The 17,747-nt window shown below is 68.4% G+C and carries 13 protein-coding genes; 4 read left to right on the top strand and 9 right to left on the bottom strand.

Annotated features, from left to right (window positions below; genetic code table 11):
* Positions 1–60: 60 nt before the first annotated feature.
* Positions 61–486 carry a hypothetical protein gene (locus ASF26_RS20150; RefSeq protein ID WP_244476017.1) on the bottom strand — a complete coding sequence of 142 codons (426 nt, stop codon included), beginning with the start codon at positions 484–486 and terminating at the stop codon, positions 61–63.
* On the bottom strand, positions 483–983 hold the full coding sequence (locus ASF26_RS20145) for a peptide deformylase (RefSeq protein ID WP_056258394.1): 501 nt from the start codon (positions 981–983) through the stop codon (positions 483–485). Before ASF26_RS20145 ends, ASF26_RS20150 begins: the two co-directional genes overlap by 4 nt.
* Positions 984–1,138: 155 nt before the next feature.
* Here ASF26_RS20145 and ASF26_RS20140 point away from each other — a divergent pair, with 155 nt between their 5' ends.
* The gene (locus tag ASF26_RS20140; RefSeq protein ID WP_056258391.1) at positions 1,139–2,761 is read left to right on the top strand and encodes an ABC-F family ATP-binding cassette domain-containing protein; all 1,623 of its coding nucleotides are present in this window, start codon (positions 1,139–1,141) and stop codon (positions 2,759–2,761) included.
* An 89-nt stretch (positions 2,762–2,850) separates the two neighbouring features.
* Positions 2,851–3,225 (top strand): hypothetical protein, encoded by a 375-nt coding sequence (locus ASF26_RS20135; protein WP_056258387.1) that lies wholly within the window; start codon positions 2,851–2,853, stop codon positions 3,223–3,225.
* 99 nt (positions 3,226–3,324) lie between these two features.
* Here the strand turns inward: ASF26_RS20135 and ASF26_RS20130 are convergent, their stop codons facing one another.
* The 5 genes from ASF26_RS20130 to ASF26_RS20110 all read right to left on the bottom strand — a co-directional run bounded on the left by ASF26_RS20130 (position 3,325) and on the right by ASF26_RS20110 (position 13,481).
* Complete coding sequence (locus ASF26_RS20130; protein WP_056258385.1) at positions 3,325–5,001, bottom strand: methyl-accepting chemotaxis protein; 1,677 nt, start codon at positions 4,999–5,001, stop codon at positions 3,325–3,327.
* 383 nt (positions 5,002–5,384) lie between these two features.
* Positions 5,385–6,392 (bottom strand): inorganic phosphate transporter, encoded by a 1,008-nt coding sequence (locus ASF26_RS20125; RefSeq protein ID WP_056258379.1) that lies wholly within the window; start codon positions 6,390–6,392, stop codon positions 5,385–5,387.
* A 5-nt stretch (positions 6,393–6,397) separates the two neighbouring features.
* Entirely contained in the window at positions 6,398–7,054 is a 657-nt protein-coding gene (locus ASF26_RS20120; protein WP_056258376.1) for a DUF47 domain-containing protein, read from the bottom strand.
* A gap of 146 nt (positions 7,055–7,200) precedes the next feature.
* Positions 7,201–11,505, bottom strand: a complete 4,305-nt coding sequence (locus tag ASF26_RS20115; protein WP_056258373.1) for a translocation/assembly module TamB domain-containing protein — start codon at positions 11,503–11,505, stop codon at positions 7,201–7,203.
* Positions 11,506–11,567: 62 nt separating this feature from the next.
* Positions 11,568–13,481, bottom strand: a complete 1,914-nt coding sequence (locus tag ASF26_RS20110) for an autotransporter assembly complex family protein (RefSeq protein ID WP_056258852.1) — start codon at positions 13,479–13,481, stop codon at positions 11,568–11,570.
* Positions 13,482–14,150: 669 nt separating this feature from the next.
* Between ASF26_RS20110 and ASF26_RS20105 the strand changes: the two genes are divergently transcribed.
* Both ASF26_RS20105 and ASF26_RS20100 read left to right on the top strand, forming a co-directional pair.
* Complete coding sequence (locus ASF26_RS20105) at positions 14,151–14,360, top strand: cold-shock protein (RefSeq protein ID WP_018043862.1); 210 nt, start codon at positions 14,151–14,153, stop codon at positions 14,358–14,360.
* Between the two features lie 214 nt (positions 14,361–14,574).
* Complete coding sequence (locus tag ASF26_RS20100; RefSeq protein WP_056258368.1) at positions 14,575–14,949, top strand: DUF6481 family protein; 375 nt, start codon at positions 14,575–14,577, stop codon at positions 14,947–14,949.
* A gap of 157 nt (positions 14,950–15,106) precedes the next feature.
* On the opposite strand, the gene ASF26_RS20095 is transcribed toward ASF26_RS20100, so the two are convergent.
* Positions 15,107–15,346 (bottom strand): hypothetical protein, encoded by a 240-nt coding sequence (locus ASF26_RS20095; protein ID WP_056258363.1) that lies wholly within the window; start codon positions 15,344–15,346, stop codon positions 15,107–15,109.
* Positions 15,347–15,500: 154 nt separating this feature from the next.
* Positions 15,501–17,645 (bottom strand): TonB-dependent receptor, encoded by a 2,145-nt coding sequence (locus ASF26_RS20090; RefSeq protein WP_156463080.1) that lies wholly within the window; start codon positions 17,643–17,645, stop codon positions 15,501–15,503.
* Positions 17,646–17,747: the final 102 nt, after the last annotated feature.

The following is a 17,747-nucleotide window of genomic DNA, read 5'->3' as shown; positions in this document are numbered from 1 at the left end:
GGGCATCGGCGGCCGCGGCGGATGAGCCGTCCGCCGCAGGCGGCCGCTTAGGATCGGCCGTCAGCGCTTGGCTTTGGCGGGAGGGGCCTTCTTAGCCGCGCGCGCGGGATCGACCGGGACGACCGTTCCCGCGATGGTCCAGGAACAGATGCTGGTCCCGGTGACGCCGACGCAATCGTACTCGTTGCCGTTGAGCGCCGCGTGGTCGGTGATGGCATTCACCGTATCGCGGCCGAGGAGGTTGCAGCTCAGGTGATCGGCCTTGGGATCGGCCAGGGTCGCCGCCGCTATCTTCGCGTCACCACCCGATTGCCGCAGGAGAAGGCGCAGGTTGGCGAGCGACGGACAGCCGATCGCGGGCGCCGAGGCCGATGCGGAAGCCGGGGGGGCGGGGGGCTTGGCCGGCTGCGCTTCGGCGCGCGGGCATCCTGCCGCGACGGCGAGGATCACGGCTGCCGGGAGGTGGCGACGATACCCGTTTCTCATGCCGCCCGCTTTGCTTTGGCATAGCGCTTCACGGCCCGCTCCCGCCGAAGCCGCGACAGGCGCTCGATCCAGAAGATGCCGTCGAGCTGGTCGATCTCGTGCTGGAGGCAGGCCGCCTCGAACCCCGCCGCCTCGATCTCGTGCCCGGTCCCGTCGAGGTCGTCGTAGCGCAGCCGCACCGTCACCGCCCGCTCCACGACGTCCGTGACGCCGGGCATGGAGACGCTGCCCTCTGTCTGGGGAGCGGTCTCGTCCGACGCGAAGGTGATCTGCGGATTGACGTAGATCGAAGCCGGCGTGCCCGGCTCCAGGCGCAGGACCACCACCCGGGCGAGCCAGCCCACATGCGGCCCGGCGAGACCGATGGCGGAGACGCGGGAGAGGGCTTCCACCAGCTCCGCAGCATCCCGCCGCAAGGCGTCGTCGAACACGGTGACCGGCTCGGCGGCCAAACGCAGCCTTGGATCGGGATAGAGGATCAGCGACTGGACCGGCACGGGGCAGGGCACCTCACGGAATGGGCTGGGGCGTGGATACGCGATCACTCGGGCGGTGTCCAAACGCGACGCAGGGTGGCGGAAGCGCCCACCTTCCGCTTCCGCGCTCCATGCCGTAAGGCCCGCGGGACACATCTCAGGACACCGATGCGCGCATGATCCGCCTCGAGAAAATCGGCAAGCAGAACGGACGGCAGATCGTCTTCATCGAGGCGTCCGCCGCGCTCCAGAAAGGCGAGAAGGTCGGCCTCGTGGGGCCGAACGGCGCCGGTAAGACCACCCTGTTCCGGATGATCACCGGCGAGGAGGAGCCCGACGAGGGCCAGGTCGCCACCGACCGGGGCATCACCATCGGCTATTTCAGCCAGGATGTCGGCGAGATGGCCGGCTGCTCCGTCGTCTCCGCCGTGATGGACGGGGCCGGCCCGGTGAGCGTGGTCGCCACAGAACTGAAGCAGATCGAGGCCGGCCTCGCCGATCCCGACCGGATGGACGAGATGGATGCCCTCGTCGAGCGCTACGGCGAGGTCCAGGCCCGGTTCGAGGAGCTCGACGGCTACGCCCTCGAAGGCCGGGCCTACGAGGTGCTGGCGGGCCTGAGCTTTTCTCAGGAGATGATGGACGGCGACGTCGGCAAGCTCTCGGGCGGCTGGAAGATGCGCGTGGCGCTGGCCCGCATCCTCCTGATGAACCCGGACGTGATGCTCCTCGACGAGCCCTCCAACCATCTCGACCTGGAAAGCCTGATCTGGCTGGAAGCCTTCCTCAAGAACTACGAGGGCGCCCTGTTGATGACCTCGCACGACCGCGAGTTCATGAACCGCATCGTCGGTAAGGTCATCGAGATCGACGGCGGCACCCTCACCACCTATTCGGGCGACTACGTCTTCTACGAGCAGCAGCGGGCGCTCAACGAGACGCACCAGCAGGCGCAGTTCGAGCGCCAGCAGGCGATGCTCGCCAAGGAGATCAAGTTCATCGAGCGGTTCAAGGCGCGGGCCTCCCACGCCGCCCAGGTGCAGAGCCGGGTGAAGAAGCTCGACAAGATCGAGCGGGTGGAGCCTCCCAAGCGCCGTCAATCGGTGGCGTTCGAGTTCCAGCCGGCGCCGCGCTCCGGCGACGACGTCGTCATCATCAAGAACGTGCACAAGCGCTACGGCAGCCGCACCATCTACGAGGGGCTCGACTTTTCCATCCGTCGCCGGGAGCGCTGGTGCGTGATGGGCATCAACGGCGCCGGCAAGTCGACCCTGCTCAAGCTCGTGACCGGCTCGACCCCGCCCGACGACGGCAGCATCGCGGTGGGGGGAAGCGTCAAGCTCGGCTACTTCGCCCAGCACGCCATGGACCTCCTCGACGGCGAGCTCACCGTGTTCCAGGACCTGGAGCGCTCGTTCCCGCAGGCGGGGCAGGGGAGCTTGCGGGCGCTGGCCGGCTGCTTCGGCTTTTCGGGCGACGACGTGGAGAAGCGCTGCCGCGTGCTCTCGGGCGGCGAGAAGGCCCGGCTGGTCATGGCCAAGATGCTGTTCGACCCGCCGAACTTCCTCGTCCTCGACGAGCCGACCAACCACCTCGACATGGGCACCAAGGAGATGCTCATCACCGCGCTCGCGAACTACGAGGGTACGATGCTGTTCGTGAGCCACGACCGGCACTTCCTCGCCGCCCTGTCGAACCGCGTCCTCGAACTCACCGCCGACGGCATCCATCAATATGGCGGCGGCTACACCGAATACGTCGCGCGCACCGGCCAGGAGGCACCGGGGCTGAGGAGCTGAGCGGCTGTTTCCCCCTCTCCCCGCGGGCGGGGCCGGGGGATGGACGGCAACGAAAGCGCCTCGAACCCGATCACCCCAGGAGACCGACCATGGATGCCAAACTCGCCGACATCGTCAGGGCGGCCGCGGCACAGGCCCGGCGCAAGGCCCGCGCCTTCGACGCATCGTCGTCGAAGGACGCACTGCCCTGGGCGGTGATCGAGGCCTTCGATGCCGACGTGCGCGGACATGTGGAACGCGACCGCCGCATCGAAGAGGAGCGTGACCGGGTCCTCATCGCCGCGGTCAATCTCGCCGAGACGCCGCCCGAGGACGGCGAAGAGACGGTCGGGGCCGCGCGGGATGCCCTCATCGATGCGATCGACTACCTCGAACAGGCCGTCCTGCGCTTCGGAAGCGTCAACCGCCAGGGAGCCCGCCTCGGCTACGGCGAGACGGGACAGAGGGTGAGCGACGGACGGTGAGGGTTTCGCCCTCCGGGGGTGAACCCGGACGGTCGACATGAGAACGGGCCAGGCTCCCGCGAGCCCGACCCGTTTGTAGGTCCGCGCGGTGGAGTCGGGTCAGGCAGCCCGCACCGTGGCGAGGAAGCGGTGCACTTCTCCGGTGAGATGTTCGGATTGCTGGTACAGTTCGCCAGCGGCGCCGAGTACCTGGCTCGCGGCGGCTCCGGTCTCTTCGGCAGCACTGGCCACGCCGGCGATGTTGCTCGTCACCTCGTTGGTGCCGGCCGAGGCCTGCGAGACGTTGCGCACGATCTCCTGCGTCGCCGCGCTCTGCTGCTCGACCGCCGCCGCGATGGCAGTCGCCACCGCATTGATGTCCCGAATGCGCGACGTGATCGAACCGATCGCCGTGACCGCCTGGCCAGTGGCACCCTGGATATGACCGATCTGCTGGGAGATCTCTTCCGTGGCGCGGGCCGTCTGGTTGGCCAGCTCTTTCACCTCGACGGCGACCACCGCGAAGCCCCGGCCCGCTTCGCCGGCGCGCGCGGCCTCGATGGTGGCGTTGAGGGCGAGCAGGTTGGTCTGGCTGGCGATGGTCGAGATCAGGCTCACCACGTCGCCGATCCGGCTCACGGCGCCGCTGAGTTCCTGCACGAGCACCGCCGTGGTGTCGGCCTCCGAGACGGCGGATTGCGCGAGAGTGGCGGAGCTCGAAACCTGCCGGCCGATCTCCTGCACCGATGTGCCGAGTTCCTCGGCGGCGGCGGCCACCGTGTTGACGTTGACGGCGGCTTCCTCGGCGGCGGCGGCCACGGTGGTGGATTGCGACGCGGTCTGCGTCGCCGTCGCCGTCATGGTCTGCGCCGTGGCCTGAAGTTCGGTGGCCGAGGAGGAGACCATGCCGATGATGCCGCCGACCGCCGTCTCGAAATCCTCGGCCATCTTGCGCATGCCTGCCCGGCGCTGCTCCTCGGCGGAAGCCCGAGCGAGGACAGTCTCCTCTTCGAGCTGACGGGTGCGGATCAGGTTGGTCCGGAACACTTCCACCGCCTGGGCCATCTCGCCGATCTCGTCGCGGCGGCCCATGGACGGCACGGCGGTCGTCTCGTCACCGCCGGCGATGTGACGCATGGCCTGGGTCATTCGCTCGATCGGGCGGGCCACGCCGAGGAACGAGAAGATCATGGCCGAGACCGCCATGACGATGCAGACGGTGAGCATGATGGTCGAGATCCGGATCGCTTCGGCCTGCTGGCTGCGCGCCGCCTCTCCGGCGGCGTTGGCGGCCGCCACATTGATCTCCACCAGACGGGTGGCCGCGTCGGCGACCGCCCGATAATTCGCGTGGTTGCCTTCGCGGAAGAAGCTCAGCGCCTGGTCCCTGTCGGTCTCGCGCATGGAGCGGAGCTTTCCCCAATCGACCTTCAGTATCTCCATCCTGGCGGTGAGATCGTCATAAGCAGCCTTTTCTATCGCTCCGGTGATAAGCGGCTTGTAGTCTTCGACGGACTTGTTGCGCTCCAGCATCATTTCGTTCGCAAGCTTGAGATCGGCCTGCTCGATGGTGCTGTTGGGAGCGGTCAGGTAGCGCAGCTGGGACGTGCGGACCCGGAGCACCAGACGATTGATCTTATCGGCCTGGGTCACCGACGGCACGGCATTGTCGACCAGAACGGCAATCTTCGTGCCGATGTCCTGAAGCTTGTATAGGGCCACCAAGCCCTGCGCGGCCGAAATCGAAACGACGATACTGAAGAGACCGATCAGTACGGCCTTGACCGACAAACGCATGACTTACACCCCCCTAACGATACAATGATAATAATCGAATATAGGCTTTTATTTAATATTCCATGACCACTTGTATGAGATATATTTCATCTAGCATGATTTATATTCACTTTATCTGAACGGTATTGTATCCAATTTATATAAATGAAAATTTTGATCGGCCTGCGATAACTTGAAAAACGACGAATCATGTCTTGCCATACCCAACTCACGGAAATGTTACCGCAAAACTTTTCTCAGTATTCTTGAGCATCACAACTTGCCATCAATACCGGCGCATCAGCGGTCGTGGAAGGCATGCCTGATCTCCCCCGACCACGAGCAGAAGAGTTTCGCGCGGAGGTTCGCGGCGTCATGGCTTCAGGCGAGCCGGGCGAGATCGTTCAGGCGAGCCAGCCCGTCAGGACGTAGCAGCATGCCGCGATGAGGGCCGCGGCGGGCAGGGTCAGGACCCAGGCGACGACGATGTTGCCGGCGATGCCCCAGCGCACGGCCGATGTCCGGCGGGCCGCGCCCACGCCAACGATGGCGCCGGTGATGGTGTGCGTGGTCGAGACCGGGACACCGAGCCAGGTCGCCAGGAACAGGGTGATGGCACCACCCGTCTCGGCGCAGAAGCCCTGCATCGGGTTCAGGCGGGTGATCTTCGAACCCATCGTATGGACGATGCGCCAGCCGCCGAAGAGGGTCCCGAGCGCCATCGCCGATTGGCAGGCCAGGACCACCCAAAGCGGAACGTGGAAGCTGCTCCCCAGATGCCCCTGCGAGTAGAGCAGCACCGCGATGATCCCCATGGTCTTCTGGGCGTCGTTGCCGCCATGGCCGAGGGAATAGAGCGAGGCCGAGACGAATTGCAGGAGGCGGAAGCTCCGGTCGACCCCGAAGGGCGTGGCGCGCCGGCAGGTCCAGGACACGATCAGCACGAGGAGGAGAGCGAGCAGGAATCCGACGAGCGGCGAGAGCACGATGGCCGCGATCGTCTTCGACAGGCCGGACCAGACCACGACGTCGAGCCCCGCCTTGGTGATACCCGCCCCGACGAGGCCGCCCACCAGGGCGTGCGAAGAACTCGACGGGATGCCGAGCACCCAGGTGGCGATGTTCCAGGCGATGGCGCCGACCAGCGCGCTCAGGATGACGCGCGGATCGACGATCCCCGCATCGACGATCCCGGTCCCAAGGGTCTGCGCCACATGGAGGCCGAAGAACAGAAACGCGATGAAGTTGAAGAACGCCGCCCAGAGCACCGCGTATTGCGGGCGCAGCACCCGCGTCGAGACGATGGTGGCGATGGAATTGGCCGCGTCGTGCAAGCCGTTGAGGAAGTCGAAGAACAGGGCGACGGCGATGAGGCCGGCCAGCGCCGGCAGCGCGAGGGAGGCGGCATCCATGCCCGTCACACGTTCTCGATCACGATGCCGCTGATCTCGTTGGCGACGTCCTCGAACCGGTCGACCACATCCTCCAGGTGCCCGTAGATCTCGGCGCCGATGATGTAGGCCATGGTGTCGCCGTCACCGCCATCCTTGCGATGGGCTCGGTAGAGGGCCTTGAGGCCACGCTCCTGCAACTCGTCCGAGCGGCCCTCGACGCGGGTGATGCGCTCCGTGAGGGTGTTGATGCGTCCCGCATGGGTGCCGACGGCGTTGAGCAGGGGAATCGTATCGGCCGTGAGACGCGCCGCCTCGAGCACGGTGTCGCCCATCTCGCGCATGAGAGGCTGGAAGGAGCGGACCTCGTAGAGGGCGATGGTCTTCACGGTCTTGTTCATCTGGTCGATGGCGTCGTCCATCGACTGGATCAGGTCCTTGATGTCGCCGCGGTCGAAGGGGGTGATGAAGCTGCGCCGGACCGCGAGCAAGACCTCGGCGGTGATCGCGTCCGCCTCGTGCTCACGGTCGACGATCACCTGGCAGTAGCGCGGCACGCCGTCACCGCCCTTCAGGACACCCTGGAGCGCCTCCGCTCCCGCGACGAGGGTCTGGGAATGGCGCTCGAACAGGTCGAAGAAGCGATCCTCCCGCGGCATCAAGGCCCGAAACCAGCCCATCATTCGGCGTGCCCCTTCCCGATGTGGCGGGCACTCTCCGTTCGGCACGGCAGGCTATGTCAGCCGTCGTGCCACCGTGGCCGTGAGAGTCCTGCCGGTCGGTAACGTCTTCGAGGCCACTCCGGTGCCGGTCATTCGCTCCGACGCCGTCAATATTCCCATTCGGCGCCCACCCCCACGGCGGTGCGGCCGTCACTGCCGGCCTCGCCCTGGATCTTGATGCGGCGGGTCACGTCGTAATCCACGGTGGCGGCGGTATCCTGCGGCTTGGCGCCCGCCTTCACGCCGACACTGAGACGGTCGCTGAGGTAGCGCGAGGCACCCAGGGCCGGGCCGCCGCTGGCGCCGGTGGAGACGTCGAGGCTGTCGAGGCCGAGCCCCTTGCGGGCCTGCTCGAACACGTCGGGGCCGCCGGCCCCGCCGGAGAGCTGCGACACCGCCTGGGCGAGCTGCAACGCCTGGAACGGCGACAGCCCCCCGGCCGCCTTCTTGAACAGCAGCCGCGACAGGACCTCGTCCTGCGGCAGGGACGGGTCGGAGGTCAGGACGAAGTCGGGCTGGTTTGCGGGGCCACTCACGGCGACGCGGGCGGTGACCTCGGCGGCCTTGGTCTCGGCCTGGAAGTCGAGATCGGGGATCGCGAGTTCACCGTTGAAGGCGAGGCGACCGCGGGTGAAGTCGAGGCGCTGGCCGATGATGCTGAGACGGCCGCGGCGCATGGCGAAATCGCCCACCGCCACCGGGTCGCGGGAGGTGCCAGTGAGGCGCAGGTCGCCGCCGAGTTCCGCATCGATGCCGCGCCCGCGCACGAAGATGCGGTTCGGCGCATGGACGGCCACGTCCAGCGTCGCATCGAAGGGAGGGGGCGTCCTCCTGCGTTTGCCCAGAGCCGCGACCTTCGCCTTGCGGTCGGCCTTCGCATCGACGCGCGCCCGCACGTCCGCGGGCGTGTTGACCCGGCGCACGCCGGGCAGGGGCTGCACCGTGGCGGGCAGGCGATCGGGGACGGTCACGTCGACGGAGACGAGGTCGACCCGCCCCGACACTTTCGGCGTCCGCGCCAAAGGACCGCTCAAGGCGAGGTTGAGGCTCGCGGTGGCGGTGACGATGGGGCTGGAGACGAGCTCGGCACGCTCGGCGGTGATCTTGAACGCGCCGGGGAACCCGCCATTCGGGTCCAGGGCCACGCGGCCGCTGGCCTGCAGGCCGCCGCCGTTCCGGGTCTGCGCGGTGAGGCGCTCCACCACGAGGGTATCGCCCCGCCCGGTGACGCGGCCCTCGATCTGCTTGAGGGCGATGCCCTGGAGCGGATCGGTGAAGCTGCCGCCGGAGAGGGTGGCGGCACCCTCGGCACGGGGCGCGTCGAGGGTGCCCGACACGCCCCCATCGAGGGCGATCCGGCCGGCGACCCGCTGGCCGCCGACGCTGAGCAGGCTGTTGGCCATGGCCGCGTCGAAGGTGCCGCGCAGTTTCAGGGCGATGGGTCCGCCCGCCGAGACGGGCAGGAAGCCGGCAAGCGTCAGCTCCGCCCCGCGACCGGCCGAGACCCGGCCCTCGATCCCGGCGCGACCGTCGCCGAGGGTGCCGCTCGCCTTGGCGTCGATGGGCGGCAAGCCGGCCTTGCGCGTCTCCGGTGTCACGACCTTCGCCACCGACAGGGCGTAGCGCCCTTCCGGCCGTGCGGACGTGCCGTGGATATCGGCGTCCCCGTCGAGGGTGCCGGAGAGGGCGAGGCTCGGCGAGGCGATGCGGGCAAGCGCCAGGGGCAGCGCCCGGATGCCGAGCTTCAGGTCGAGACTCGAACCGGCCCGTCCGGCGAGGCTGACCCGCCCGGTACCGGCGGCGATGACGAGACCGTCGATGAGGGCCGAGCCCTTGTCGAGGGTGATCGTGGCGGGACCGGCCAGGGCCAGGCGATCCTTGCCGCGTGACGCGGAGAAGCGCGACAGCTCGATCCGCGTGGCCTCGGCCGGAACCAGGCGGGCGGCCCCGTCGAGATCGAACCCACGCGCCTTGGCGGTGAGGGTGATGTCGCTGGCATTGGGCGACCCCACGGCCAGGAGGCGCACGGTGTCGATGGACTCGCCGGCGGCGATGACCCGGTCGGCATTGACCCGCCCGTCCACGGCGGGATGGGCGACGAGATCGCGGCCGGTGAGGTCGGCGTCGAGCTGCGCGAGGCCGATCTCGCCCGAGCGCAGGGAGGCGCCCTTGGCCTTCACCGACGCGTCCTGACGTCCTCCCTCGCGCGAGAGGGCGACGGTCGCGTCGAGGCTTCCGGCCAACGGCGTGAGGGCGAGCGGCGACAGGTCGTCGAGATTGGCGGCCGAAAGCGTGACGCTCCCCTGCGTCAGCAGGGTCGCCGCATCGACGGCCGCCTTGCCGGCGAGGGTGGCCGAGCCGAGATTCACCGCAAGCCGGTCGAGGGACCAATCCGCGCCCGTGCGGGCGAGATGCACATCCCCGCGCAGGGTCTTGCCGCCGATCTCGCCGCCCAGCGCCAGAGTCCCGTCGAGCGCCCCGGTGAGGTCCTTCAGCGCCGCGGCCACGCGCACGTCCCGGATCGGGCGGCCGAGCGCCCGTCCGTCCGCGGCGGTGAGGGTAGCGGTGAGGTCCGGCTTCTCCAGGGTTCCGGAGAGCCGCCCGTCGAGGAGGGCGCGGCCGGCAAGGCGCGGATCGACGGCCGAGAGGGTCTTCACGTCCACGAGGAGCTTGGCGTCGGCGAGGCGTGCGGTGGCCTTGCCCTCCAGCCGGGCCACCATCTCGGCGCCGTCGAGCTTCACGCCGTCGAAACTGTAGCCGTCGAAGACCTGCGAGAGCCTGCCCGAGAAATGCGGCTCGCGGCCGAGGAGCCGGTCGAGGGCCGGCAGGCCGAGAACGAGTCCCTTTGTCGTCGCATCCACATCGGCGGTCACCGCCTTGCGGGCGGGGTCGCCGCTCAAGTTCGCCTTTACGGCGACGCTGCCGGCAAGGGTCCGGTCGGCCACATCGGAGAAGGCCGAGAGGTCGGCGAGACCCGCCTTCAGCGTGCCGGTTAGCGTGTTCTGGCCGACACGGCCGGCATAGGAGAGCGTGGCGGTGGGCGCGTCGAGATCGAACGCCGCCACATCGACCACGCCATCGGGCTGCAGCGTGCCCCGGAAGGTGAAGGCCCCGCGCGATCCGACCGCCCGGCGCAGGGCCGGGTCGGCGAGCTTCAATCCTTCCACATTGGCATCCGCACGGAGCGCGAAGCGGGTGGCGTTAGGATCGCCGCCCGTGGGTTCCATGGCGAGGCTGGCGGCGATCCGCTCGAGGACGTTGCCGTCCGCGCGCAGTCCCGCCGCCTTGAGGTCGCCGTTCACCCGTGGCCGTGCGATCGGCCCCTTCACGGTCCCGTCGAAGACGAGGGTGTCGAGCTCGGCATTGGCCGCCTTGGTGACGCTGCCCTCGGTGGGGACGGCGCGGGCCGAGATGGTGAAGTCGGCGACCCGCTCCGGCGTGAGGCCGCCCGACGCGTCGAGGCGGGCGGTGCGGGAAGCGAGGGTGAGGCGGTCGATGCCGAACGCGCCGTTATCGGCAAAGCGCAGGGCGCCGTCGAGCTTGGTGGTGCCGGAGAAGATCGCCGCCGCCGGGCCGGGCAGGAGCCCCTCGATCCGCGAGGAGAGGTCGAGGGTGAGGGAGCGGTCGGCGCCGGCGCGGGCGATGCGGGCCGTGCCCTTGGCGCCGAGATCGGGGCCGGCATCGAAATCGAGCCGGGCGTTCCAGGCATCGAGGGTGCCACGTCCGTCGAGATCGAGGTTGATCGGAGGCTCGCCGGGGAGGTTCGCGAACTTGGACAGCAGGCCGCCGGCGGCCTCCACCAGGGTGGTCTTCACCTCGAGCTTCTCGCCCTTGGGCACGAAGAGCAGGCGAGCGACGAATTGCCCCGTGGCGTCGAGGCGGCGCACGGACAGGTCGAGGTCGAGCCCTTCGGACGGGGCGCCGAGCTTGGCCTTCCCCTCGGCGGACAGGCGCGCCGGCTGACCGGCGACGGTCTCGCCGAGGACGAGTTCGGCGAGCTTGAAGGCGGTGATCTCCACCTTCACGGGCAATTCGGGCAGCAGCGAGCCATCGGGTTCCGGCGTCGCCGAGACCGGGGCGGGGAGGGGACGGCGCAGCACTTCGAGGCGGCCGATCTCCAGGCTGTCCACCTGCAGCCGACCGGAGAGGAGGGCGAGGCGGCTCCACACCAGGCGCGCCTTGTCGAGCTTCAGCCAGGCGCCGTTGCGATCACTGATCACCACGTCGCGAATCGTGGCGTTGGAGGAGAGCGCCCCATCGACGGCACCGATGGACACCTGGGAGCCCGGCGTGGACAACGCCTTCGACAGGAGCCCGCCGAGCACGGTCTTCTCGCCGTCGTCGGCACGGGTGTGGGTGGCGGGAACGGCGATGCAGACGGTCAGGCCGATGACGGCCACGGTGCCGCGCATCACCCTCCCCCCTCCGCGGGGGAGGGAAGGACGGCTCGCACGGACGCCTCGGAAAAATTCCATCAGAACGACTGCCCCAGGCTGATGTACAGGGCCACGGGACGCTCGCGGTTCCCCTTGATGCGGTCGAGGGGGAACGCCACGTCGACGCGGATCGGGCCGATGCCGGTATAGTAGCGGAGGCCGAGGCCCGCCGCGTAGCGGATGCGCTCCTCGAAATCGGGCAGGCTGCCCTCGAAGGCGGTGCCGGCGTCGAAGAACGGCACGATCCCGATCGTGTCGGTGATCTTGACCCGCGCCTCCACCGAGGCTTCGAGCAGGCTGCGCCCGCCCACCGGCAGGTTGAACGGCCCGCGCGGGCCCAGCGTGCGGTAGGGGAAGCCGCGCACCGAGCCGCCGCCGCCGGCGAAGAAGCGGATATTGGCCGGGATGTCCTCGAGGCTCGCACCGGAGATCGAACCGAAGCCGATGCGGCCGGCGAGGATATAGCGAGCCTCGTCGTCGATGGCGTAGTAGGTCGAGCCCTGCGCCTTGGCGACGAAGATCGACGGATCCGAGCCGAGGAACCCGGCATAGGGCGTCACCGATGCGGTGGCCCGAAACCCCTGCGTCGGATCGAGCAGGTTGTCGGTGGAATCGTAGGCCACCGACAGCGGCACGCCGATCAGGCGGTAATCGACCTTGCCGAGCGCGTCCTGCGAGCGGCCGGCCTGACCGTCGACGCCGATCTGCGCGTAGAACGTGTCGGAGAACCGGTGCCGGATGCCGATCGTGCCGCCGGCCGCGTCCGAGACGTAGGATTGCTGGGCCTCGCGGCCCGCGAAGACATTGGCCACGAGATCGTTGCGCGTGCCCCACAGGGCCGGCTTGACGAAGGTCGCCGAGACCCGGCCGCCCAAGCCATTCGAATCGATCCCGGCGGCCTTGCGCTGCGCAGCGTAGAGGTCGTTGCCGAGATAGTAGATGTCGGCGTCGAGCCGCAGGGTCTCGCCGCCGCCGAACAGGTTGCGGTTGGCGTAATAGGCACGGATGCCCGGGCCATCGACCGTGGAGTAGCGGGCCGCGACCCCGATCAGGTTGCGGTCGCGCTCGGTCACGTCGACGAAGATCGGCAGGTTGCCCTGCGCGTCGAGCGCCTCGCCCTCGCGCACCCGGACCGAGCCCAGGGCCTCGACCTTGGCGACGGACCGGCGAATGTCGGCCACGGCCTTGGGCGAATAGGGATCGCCCGGCTCGCTGTAGATGAAGGAGCGCACCACCGCCGGGTCGATGCCGGCGGTGCCGCGCACGGCAACCTCGCCCAAACCCGCGATGGGGCCGGGATCGATGGTGAAGCGCACGTCCATGACATGGGCGGCGTCATCCACCACGGGATCGCGCGAGACCGCCTTGGCGAAGGGATGGCCCAGGGCGCGGAAGCGGTCGACGATCTTCGCCTCGCGGGCGAGGACGGTAGCGGAACGGGCGGGGACGTCGTCGCCCACCCGGACGAAACGCTCGGGCAGCACCTCGGACGGGAAATCGTTGCCGCGCGGATCGGAGGCCGCCACCGTGCGGAGCTTGTAGAGCGGACCGGCATCGACGACGATCTTCACGGGCACCAAAGCCCGGTTCCGGCCGCCCTCGGCGGCCCGCGCCGCAGCAGCGACCGAGGCCTCCCCCGTCAGTTCGACCCCGTCGATGCGGATGGCGACCTTGCCCTGGTAATAGCCGTATCCGGAAAGCACGTCGGACAGGCGGCGGAGGTCCGCTTCCGCCCGCCGCACGATGCCCTCGCCATCGGGCGGAGCGTCCTGGCGCAGACGATAGAGCGTGGAGGTGTCCTGCAGGGCCTGCAGAACGTCGTCATCCTCGAGTCCCTGGAACTTCACCGAATAGGGCAGCGTCTCGCCGCTCGGTGCCGGCGGCTCCTCCTCGGAGCCGAACATGCCGAACAGGTCGAAGGCGACGGCCGGGGAGGAGGCGAGGGCGGCCATCGACACGCCGCCGAGGACGGCCAAAGCCACGCCCGCGCAGCCGTGTCTCAAACCCCGGCCTTTGGAGTTCTGCATGCCCGACATCACGAAGCGGAACCCGCCCTCGTGATCCGCCACGGCGCGACCCCGACGGGTCGTCCGTCCACCTTCGATTCCGTCATCCCGCCCCCGCTTCGATGCCGGTCAACCTTCCGTGACGACCCCTCACCGGGTCGTTAAGGTCGTTCCTCGCCCCATGTCGCAGAGTGGCAAGCCTAGCCGTCGCCCCCGGCGAGGGCAACCACAGGCAGTGCCGCAGTCCAGACTGGACGGCTCCTCCATGGGAACCGCCTGTCATTCAGTCGGCTCGCTTTACCGATGGAAATCGCAGGCCATGTCGGGAACCCGGAACGGTCGGGAGCCTTGTCTGAGCATCGCAGGCACCCTAACTTTCACCTATCGGACCTTGTCTTCAACGATCCCCCGCCGGTTCATTCCGGGTCGCACGCCCAGCAGTCGCTGCAGAACTGCCGCGGGCCGTCGCTTCGATCCCATCGCATCTCCGAGACCCTGCGCCCTGTCGGCCGCGCGTTGCTTTACCGCGGCCCGAGAGGCCCCTCCCCATACGATTCGAGACGAGGGCGCGACCCCTGCAATCGCGTTTCTCCCGACGGCGAGAAGGACATATCCATGAGCACGGGCACCGTGAAATGGTTCAACGAGACCAAGGGCTACGGCTTCATTCAACCGGATGACGGCGGCAAGGACGTGTTCGTCCATATCTCGGCCGTGGAACGCGCCGGCATGCGCAACCTCATCGAGGGGCAGAAGCTGTCCTACGAGATCGAGAACGACCGCCGTACCGGCAAGCAATCCGCCGGCAACCTCCAGGCGGCCTGAGGCCTGGACGAACGAGGGTCCTCCCGGTGAGGCCTTTGTTCAACACATGCATAAGAAGCCGCCCTGCCATGGGCGGCTTCAGTTGATTCCGGCCGAATCGTGAGTCATTGGGCTATCCGATTCGATTCCGTCCCTCGATGATTCACAGCAAGGCTCAGCGCCGCGCGCTTCCGCTCGCGGAACGGGCCGAGACGCACCACCCGAGAAAGGTCAGATGAGCGCCTTCGACTACAGGAATTTCGACGACCGCCGTAAGAACTCCGCCAGCGCCAAGCAGATGCTGCTGGAAAAATTCAAGGCCCGTCCCCCGGCGGATGACCCGGAAATGATTGCCAAGGCCCAGGCCCGCGCCGCGATCGCCCGTGCCCGGGACGAAAGGGCTCGCGAACGCGAAGCCGCTCGCATCGCCGCCGAAAAGAAGGCTGCCGAGGAGAAGCGCGCTCGCGAAGAGGCGGAGCTCGCCGCCCAGATTGCCCGCGAAGAGGAAGAGACTCGTCTCGCCGCCGAGCGCAAGGCGATCGAACTCGCCGAGAAGAAGGCCCAGCGCGATGCGCGCTATGCCGCTCGCAAGGCCAAGGCCCGTCGCTGAAGGCCTGGATGGGCCATCCCTCGCAAGGGAGGCCTCGTCGTCTCGATGACCGCTAAGGGCTCGGATGGTTGTACCGGATCTCGTATCCGGTGCTTCTATCCGGGCCCTTTCGCGTCGTCGCCCAGGCTCACGCCGAAGTCGGGCGAGAGCGCCTGTGTCAGGCCTCGTTCTCGGCTTCGCCCTCGTCCTTCTCGGACGACGTCTCGACTTCGCCCTTGGGCTCCGTATCCGCCTCGGGGCGGGGGCCGGCCTTGAACGAACGACGCGGAGCGTTGCCGCGCTTCATCTGCGCGGGCTTCTCGATGGCGCCGAGACGCTCGGAGAGCTGCTTGGCCCGCTCGTTGAAATCGTTGGTGGTACGCGACTGAGACGCACCACTCTTGAACGCATTCGCCACTTGGGCCTCATGGAGTTGCCCAGGGCACGGGTTCGTGCGGGGTTGGCCGTGTTCTAGCATGGTTTGCCGCCGAGCGGGCAGTTAACTGTTCGACGCGGCGAGCGACGGTCAAGTGCCGGACCGTTCCGGTCTCCTGAGGGGACCGGAACCGGCTTCAGAACCGGGCGGTCAGGAACAGCCGGACGTTGCGGCCGGGCAGCAGGATTTCGTCCTTCTTGAACGAGGCCGAGTTGCGGATGTCGTCGTCCAGGAGGTTGCGCCCCTGGAGCCCCACCGTCACCTCGCTGGCACCGTAGATCACCGGATCGAGGGACTGCGTATACGCCAGCTCGGCGCGCAGATCGTTCCAGCCCCGCGTCAGTGTCTCGAACGGCGCGATCTCGGTATGGTCGAAGGCGTGGAGCAGGTTCACGCGGCCGAACCAGCCATTCGCCCTGAGGAAGGCACCGCCGCCAAGGCGATGGGGGGGAATGCGCGGAACGTAGGAACCGTCGTCGAACTGCGCCCGCACGAAATCGTATTGCGCCTCGATCCCGGCCCAGCCGTCGCCGACGGGAAGGATGTCGAGCTGCGCGCCGATCTCGGCGCCGTAGAAGGTCGTGTTGGCCTGCGAGTAGACGATCTGGCGCAACTCGTCGCCGCTGCCGCAGGACGCGAAATCATCGTCGCAGCGGTTGCCGGTATCCCGGCGGTAGATGAAGCCGGTATAGCGCGTCACGTATCCGGTGGCGTCGAGGCGCAGGGGACCTTCGGCCCGGCGCAGGCTGAGTTCCACCGTGCGGGCACGTTCCAGCTTCAGGGTCGGATCGCCGATTTCGAAGGTCGAGGAGGCGTGGTGCGGCCCCTGCGAGAACAGCTCGTAGCTGGTGGGCGCGCGCTCGACATAGGAACCGTTGACGCTCGCCACGAACCCGTAGGGCAGGTCCTGCAGCGCGCCGAAGCTCAGGCTCTTGGGGGCGAAGCGGCGGGTCAGCGCGTAGCTCGACGGATCGAGTCCGTTGGGCAGGTAGTCGGCGGGAAACAGCGTGGCGGTGCTGTTGAGCCGGTCGTTCCCGATCCGGCCCGCCGCCTGGAAGCGCAGGCCGCCTCCCACCGCCAGTTCCTCGAAAAGGTAGCCGGCCAGGGAGCGCGATTCCGTGGGCGGCAGGAAGCTCTCGAGCTGCGAATTGAGGACGCGCCGGCTGGTCTGCACGCCGACCGCGCCGGTCAGAGTGCCGAGCGCGGTGACGACGGGCACGTGCTGCGCCTCGAACCGGGCCTCGACCTCCCGGTTCTTGAAGATGGCCTGCACGCCCTCGGGGCCGGCCACCTCCGCATGGTCGTGGTCATGCTCATGGTCGTGGTCGGCATGCGCCAGACCGATCTCCTCGTGGCGGTAGACCGACCCGCCGGCCCAGAACCGGAGAACCTCGAACGGCCCCTGGAGCGGGCGGTACTCGCCACGGGCGAGCACGCGGTCCTGGTTCGGGTTGAGCCGCGAGCGGGTCTCCTCCGACTCACCACCGGGGATCTGGTACATCGCCTCGTAATGGCTGAAGGACACGCCGACGAAGCCACGGTCGCCGATGGCTGAGATCCCGATGGAGCCGCCCTGCGTCTCGGTGGCCGAGTTGCGCTGGATGCCACCGGGAATGGCGTAAGAATCGGTGGCCGTCTTGAAGCCGTCGGCATGGACCGCGATGCCGTTGGCCCCGGCATCGACGCTCGCCGCGCCGAGCCTTCCGTTATCGACGCTGGAATAGCCGGTGGTGACTTGGCCGGAGACGCCCCGGGCGGGGATGAAGGTGGGTACCTGGTTGTTCTCGGACGAGACCACGCCACCGATGGCGCCCGAGCCGTAGCGCAGGGTCGCGGGGCCCCGGATCACCTCGATCCGGTCGGCGGTGAGCGGGTTGACCGGTACCGCATGGTCCTCGCCGAGATCGGACACGCCGCCATTGACGATGCCGTTCTCCTGGATCCGCACCCGCGCATTGTCGAGGCCGCGAATGATCGGCCGCGAAGCCGCTCCGGGCGCATAGGTCGAGGACGAGATGCCGGGGCGGTCGGAGAGGGCGTCGCCGAGGGTGCGGGGCTGGTTGCGCTGAATCTCGGAGCGGGTGACCACCGTGACGGGCGAGAGGCTGTCGCCGACGACCGGCAGCACACCGGTGGGAAAGCCCCCGACGGCGGAAGGGCCGGGAGCGGGGAGGATCGGGCTCGCGGAGGTCACGCTCAGTTCCGAGAGCGTCGCCTCGGCCTGCTGGGCAGCTGCGGGGGCGATCATCGCGCCGGATGTGAGGCCCGCGCCGGACAGCATCGTCCCGGCCAGCCAGATCCTCGATCGTCTCATCCGCGTCACACCCCGAAATCAATATGTTATAATGTTTCATTAGTGAGTGCACTCGATGCGGCAAGGGGG

This window comes from Methylobacterium sp. Leaf93, from assembly GCF_001422345.1.
Classification (GTDB): Bacteria; Pseudomonadota; Alphaproteobacteria; order Rhizobiales; family Beijerinckiaceae; genus Methylobacterium; species Methylobacterium bullatum.
The sequence above is the reverse complement of the archived record's forward strand: the minus strand, read 5'-3'. Positions and strand labels throughout refer to the sequence as shown.

What these genes read in the sequence shown, in the direction of transcription:
- ASF26_RS20150 (WP_244476017.1), bottom strand. Translation starts at nt 486, where the DNA reads ATGAGAAACGGGTATCGTCGCCACCTCCCGGCAGCCGTGATCCTCGCC.
- ASF26_RS20140 (WP_056258391.1), top strand. Translation starts at nt 1,139, where the DNA reads ATGATCCGCCTCGAGAAAATCGGCAAGCAGAACGGACGGCAGATCGTC.
- ASF26_RS20135 (WP_056258387.1), top strand. Translation starts at nt 2,851, where the DNA reads ATGGATGCCAAACTCGCCGACATCGTCAGGGCGGCCGCGGCACAGGCC.
- ASF26_RS20130 (WP_056258385.1), bottom strand. Translation starts at nt 5,001, where the DNA reads ATGCGTTTGTCGGTCAAGGCCGTACTGATCGGTCTCTTCAGTATCGTC.
- ASF26_RS20125 (WP_056258379.1), bottom strand. Translation starts at nt 6,392, where the DNA reads ATGGATGCCGCCTCCCTCGCGCTGCCGGCGCTGGCCGGCCTCATCGCC.
- ASF26_RS20120 (WP_056258376.1), bottom strand. Translation starts at nt 7,054, where the DNA reads ATGATGGGCTGGTTTCGGGCCTTGATGCCGCGGGAGGATCGCTTCTTC.
- ASF26_RS20115 (WP_056258373.1), bottom strand. Translation starts at nt 11,505, where the DNA reads ATGCGCGGCACCGTGGCCGTCATCGGCCTGACCGTCTGCATCGCCGTT.
- ASF26_RS20110 (WP_056258852.1), bottom strand. Translation starts at nt 13,481, where the DNA reads ATGGCCGCCCTCGCCTCCTCCCCGGCCGTCGCCTTCGACCTGTTCGGC.
- ASF26_RS20105 (WP_018043862.1), top strand. Translation starts at nt 14,151, where the DNA reads ATGAGCACGGGCACCGTGAAATGGTTCAACGAGACCAAGGGCTACGGC.
- ASF26_RS20100 (WP_056258368.1), top strand. Translation starts at nt 14,575, where the DNA reads ATGAGCGCCTTCGACTACAGGAATTTCGACGACCGCCGTAAGAACTCC.
- ASF26_RS20090 (WP_156463080.1), bottom strand. Translation starts at nt 17,645, where the DNA reads ATGCTGTCCGGCGCGGGCCTCACATCCGGCGCGATGATCGCCCCCGCA.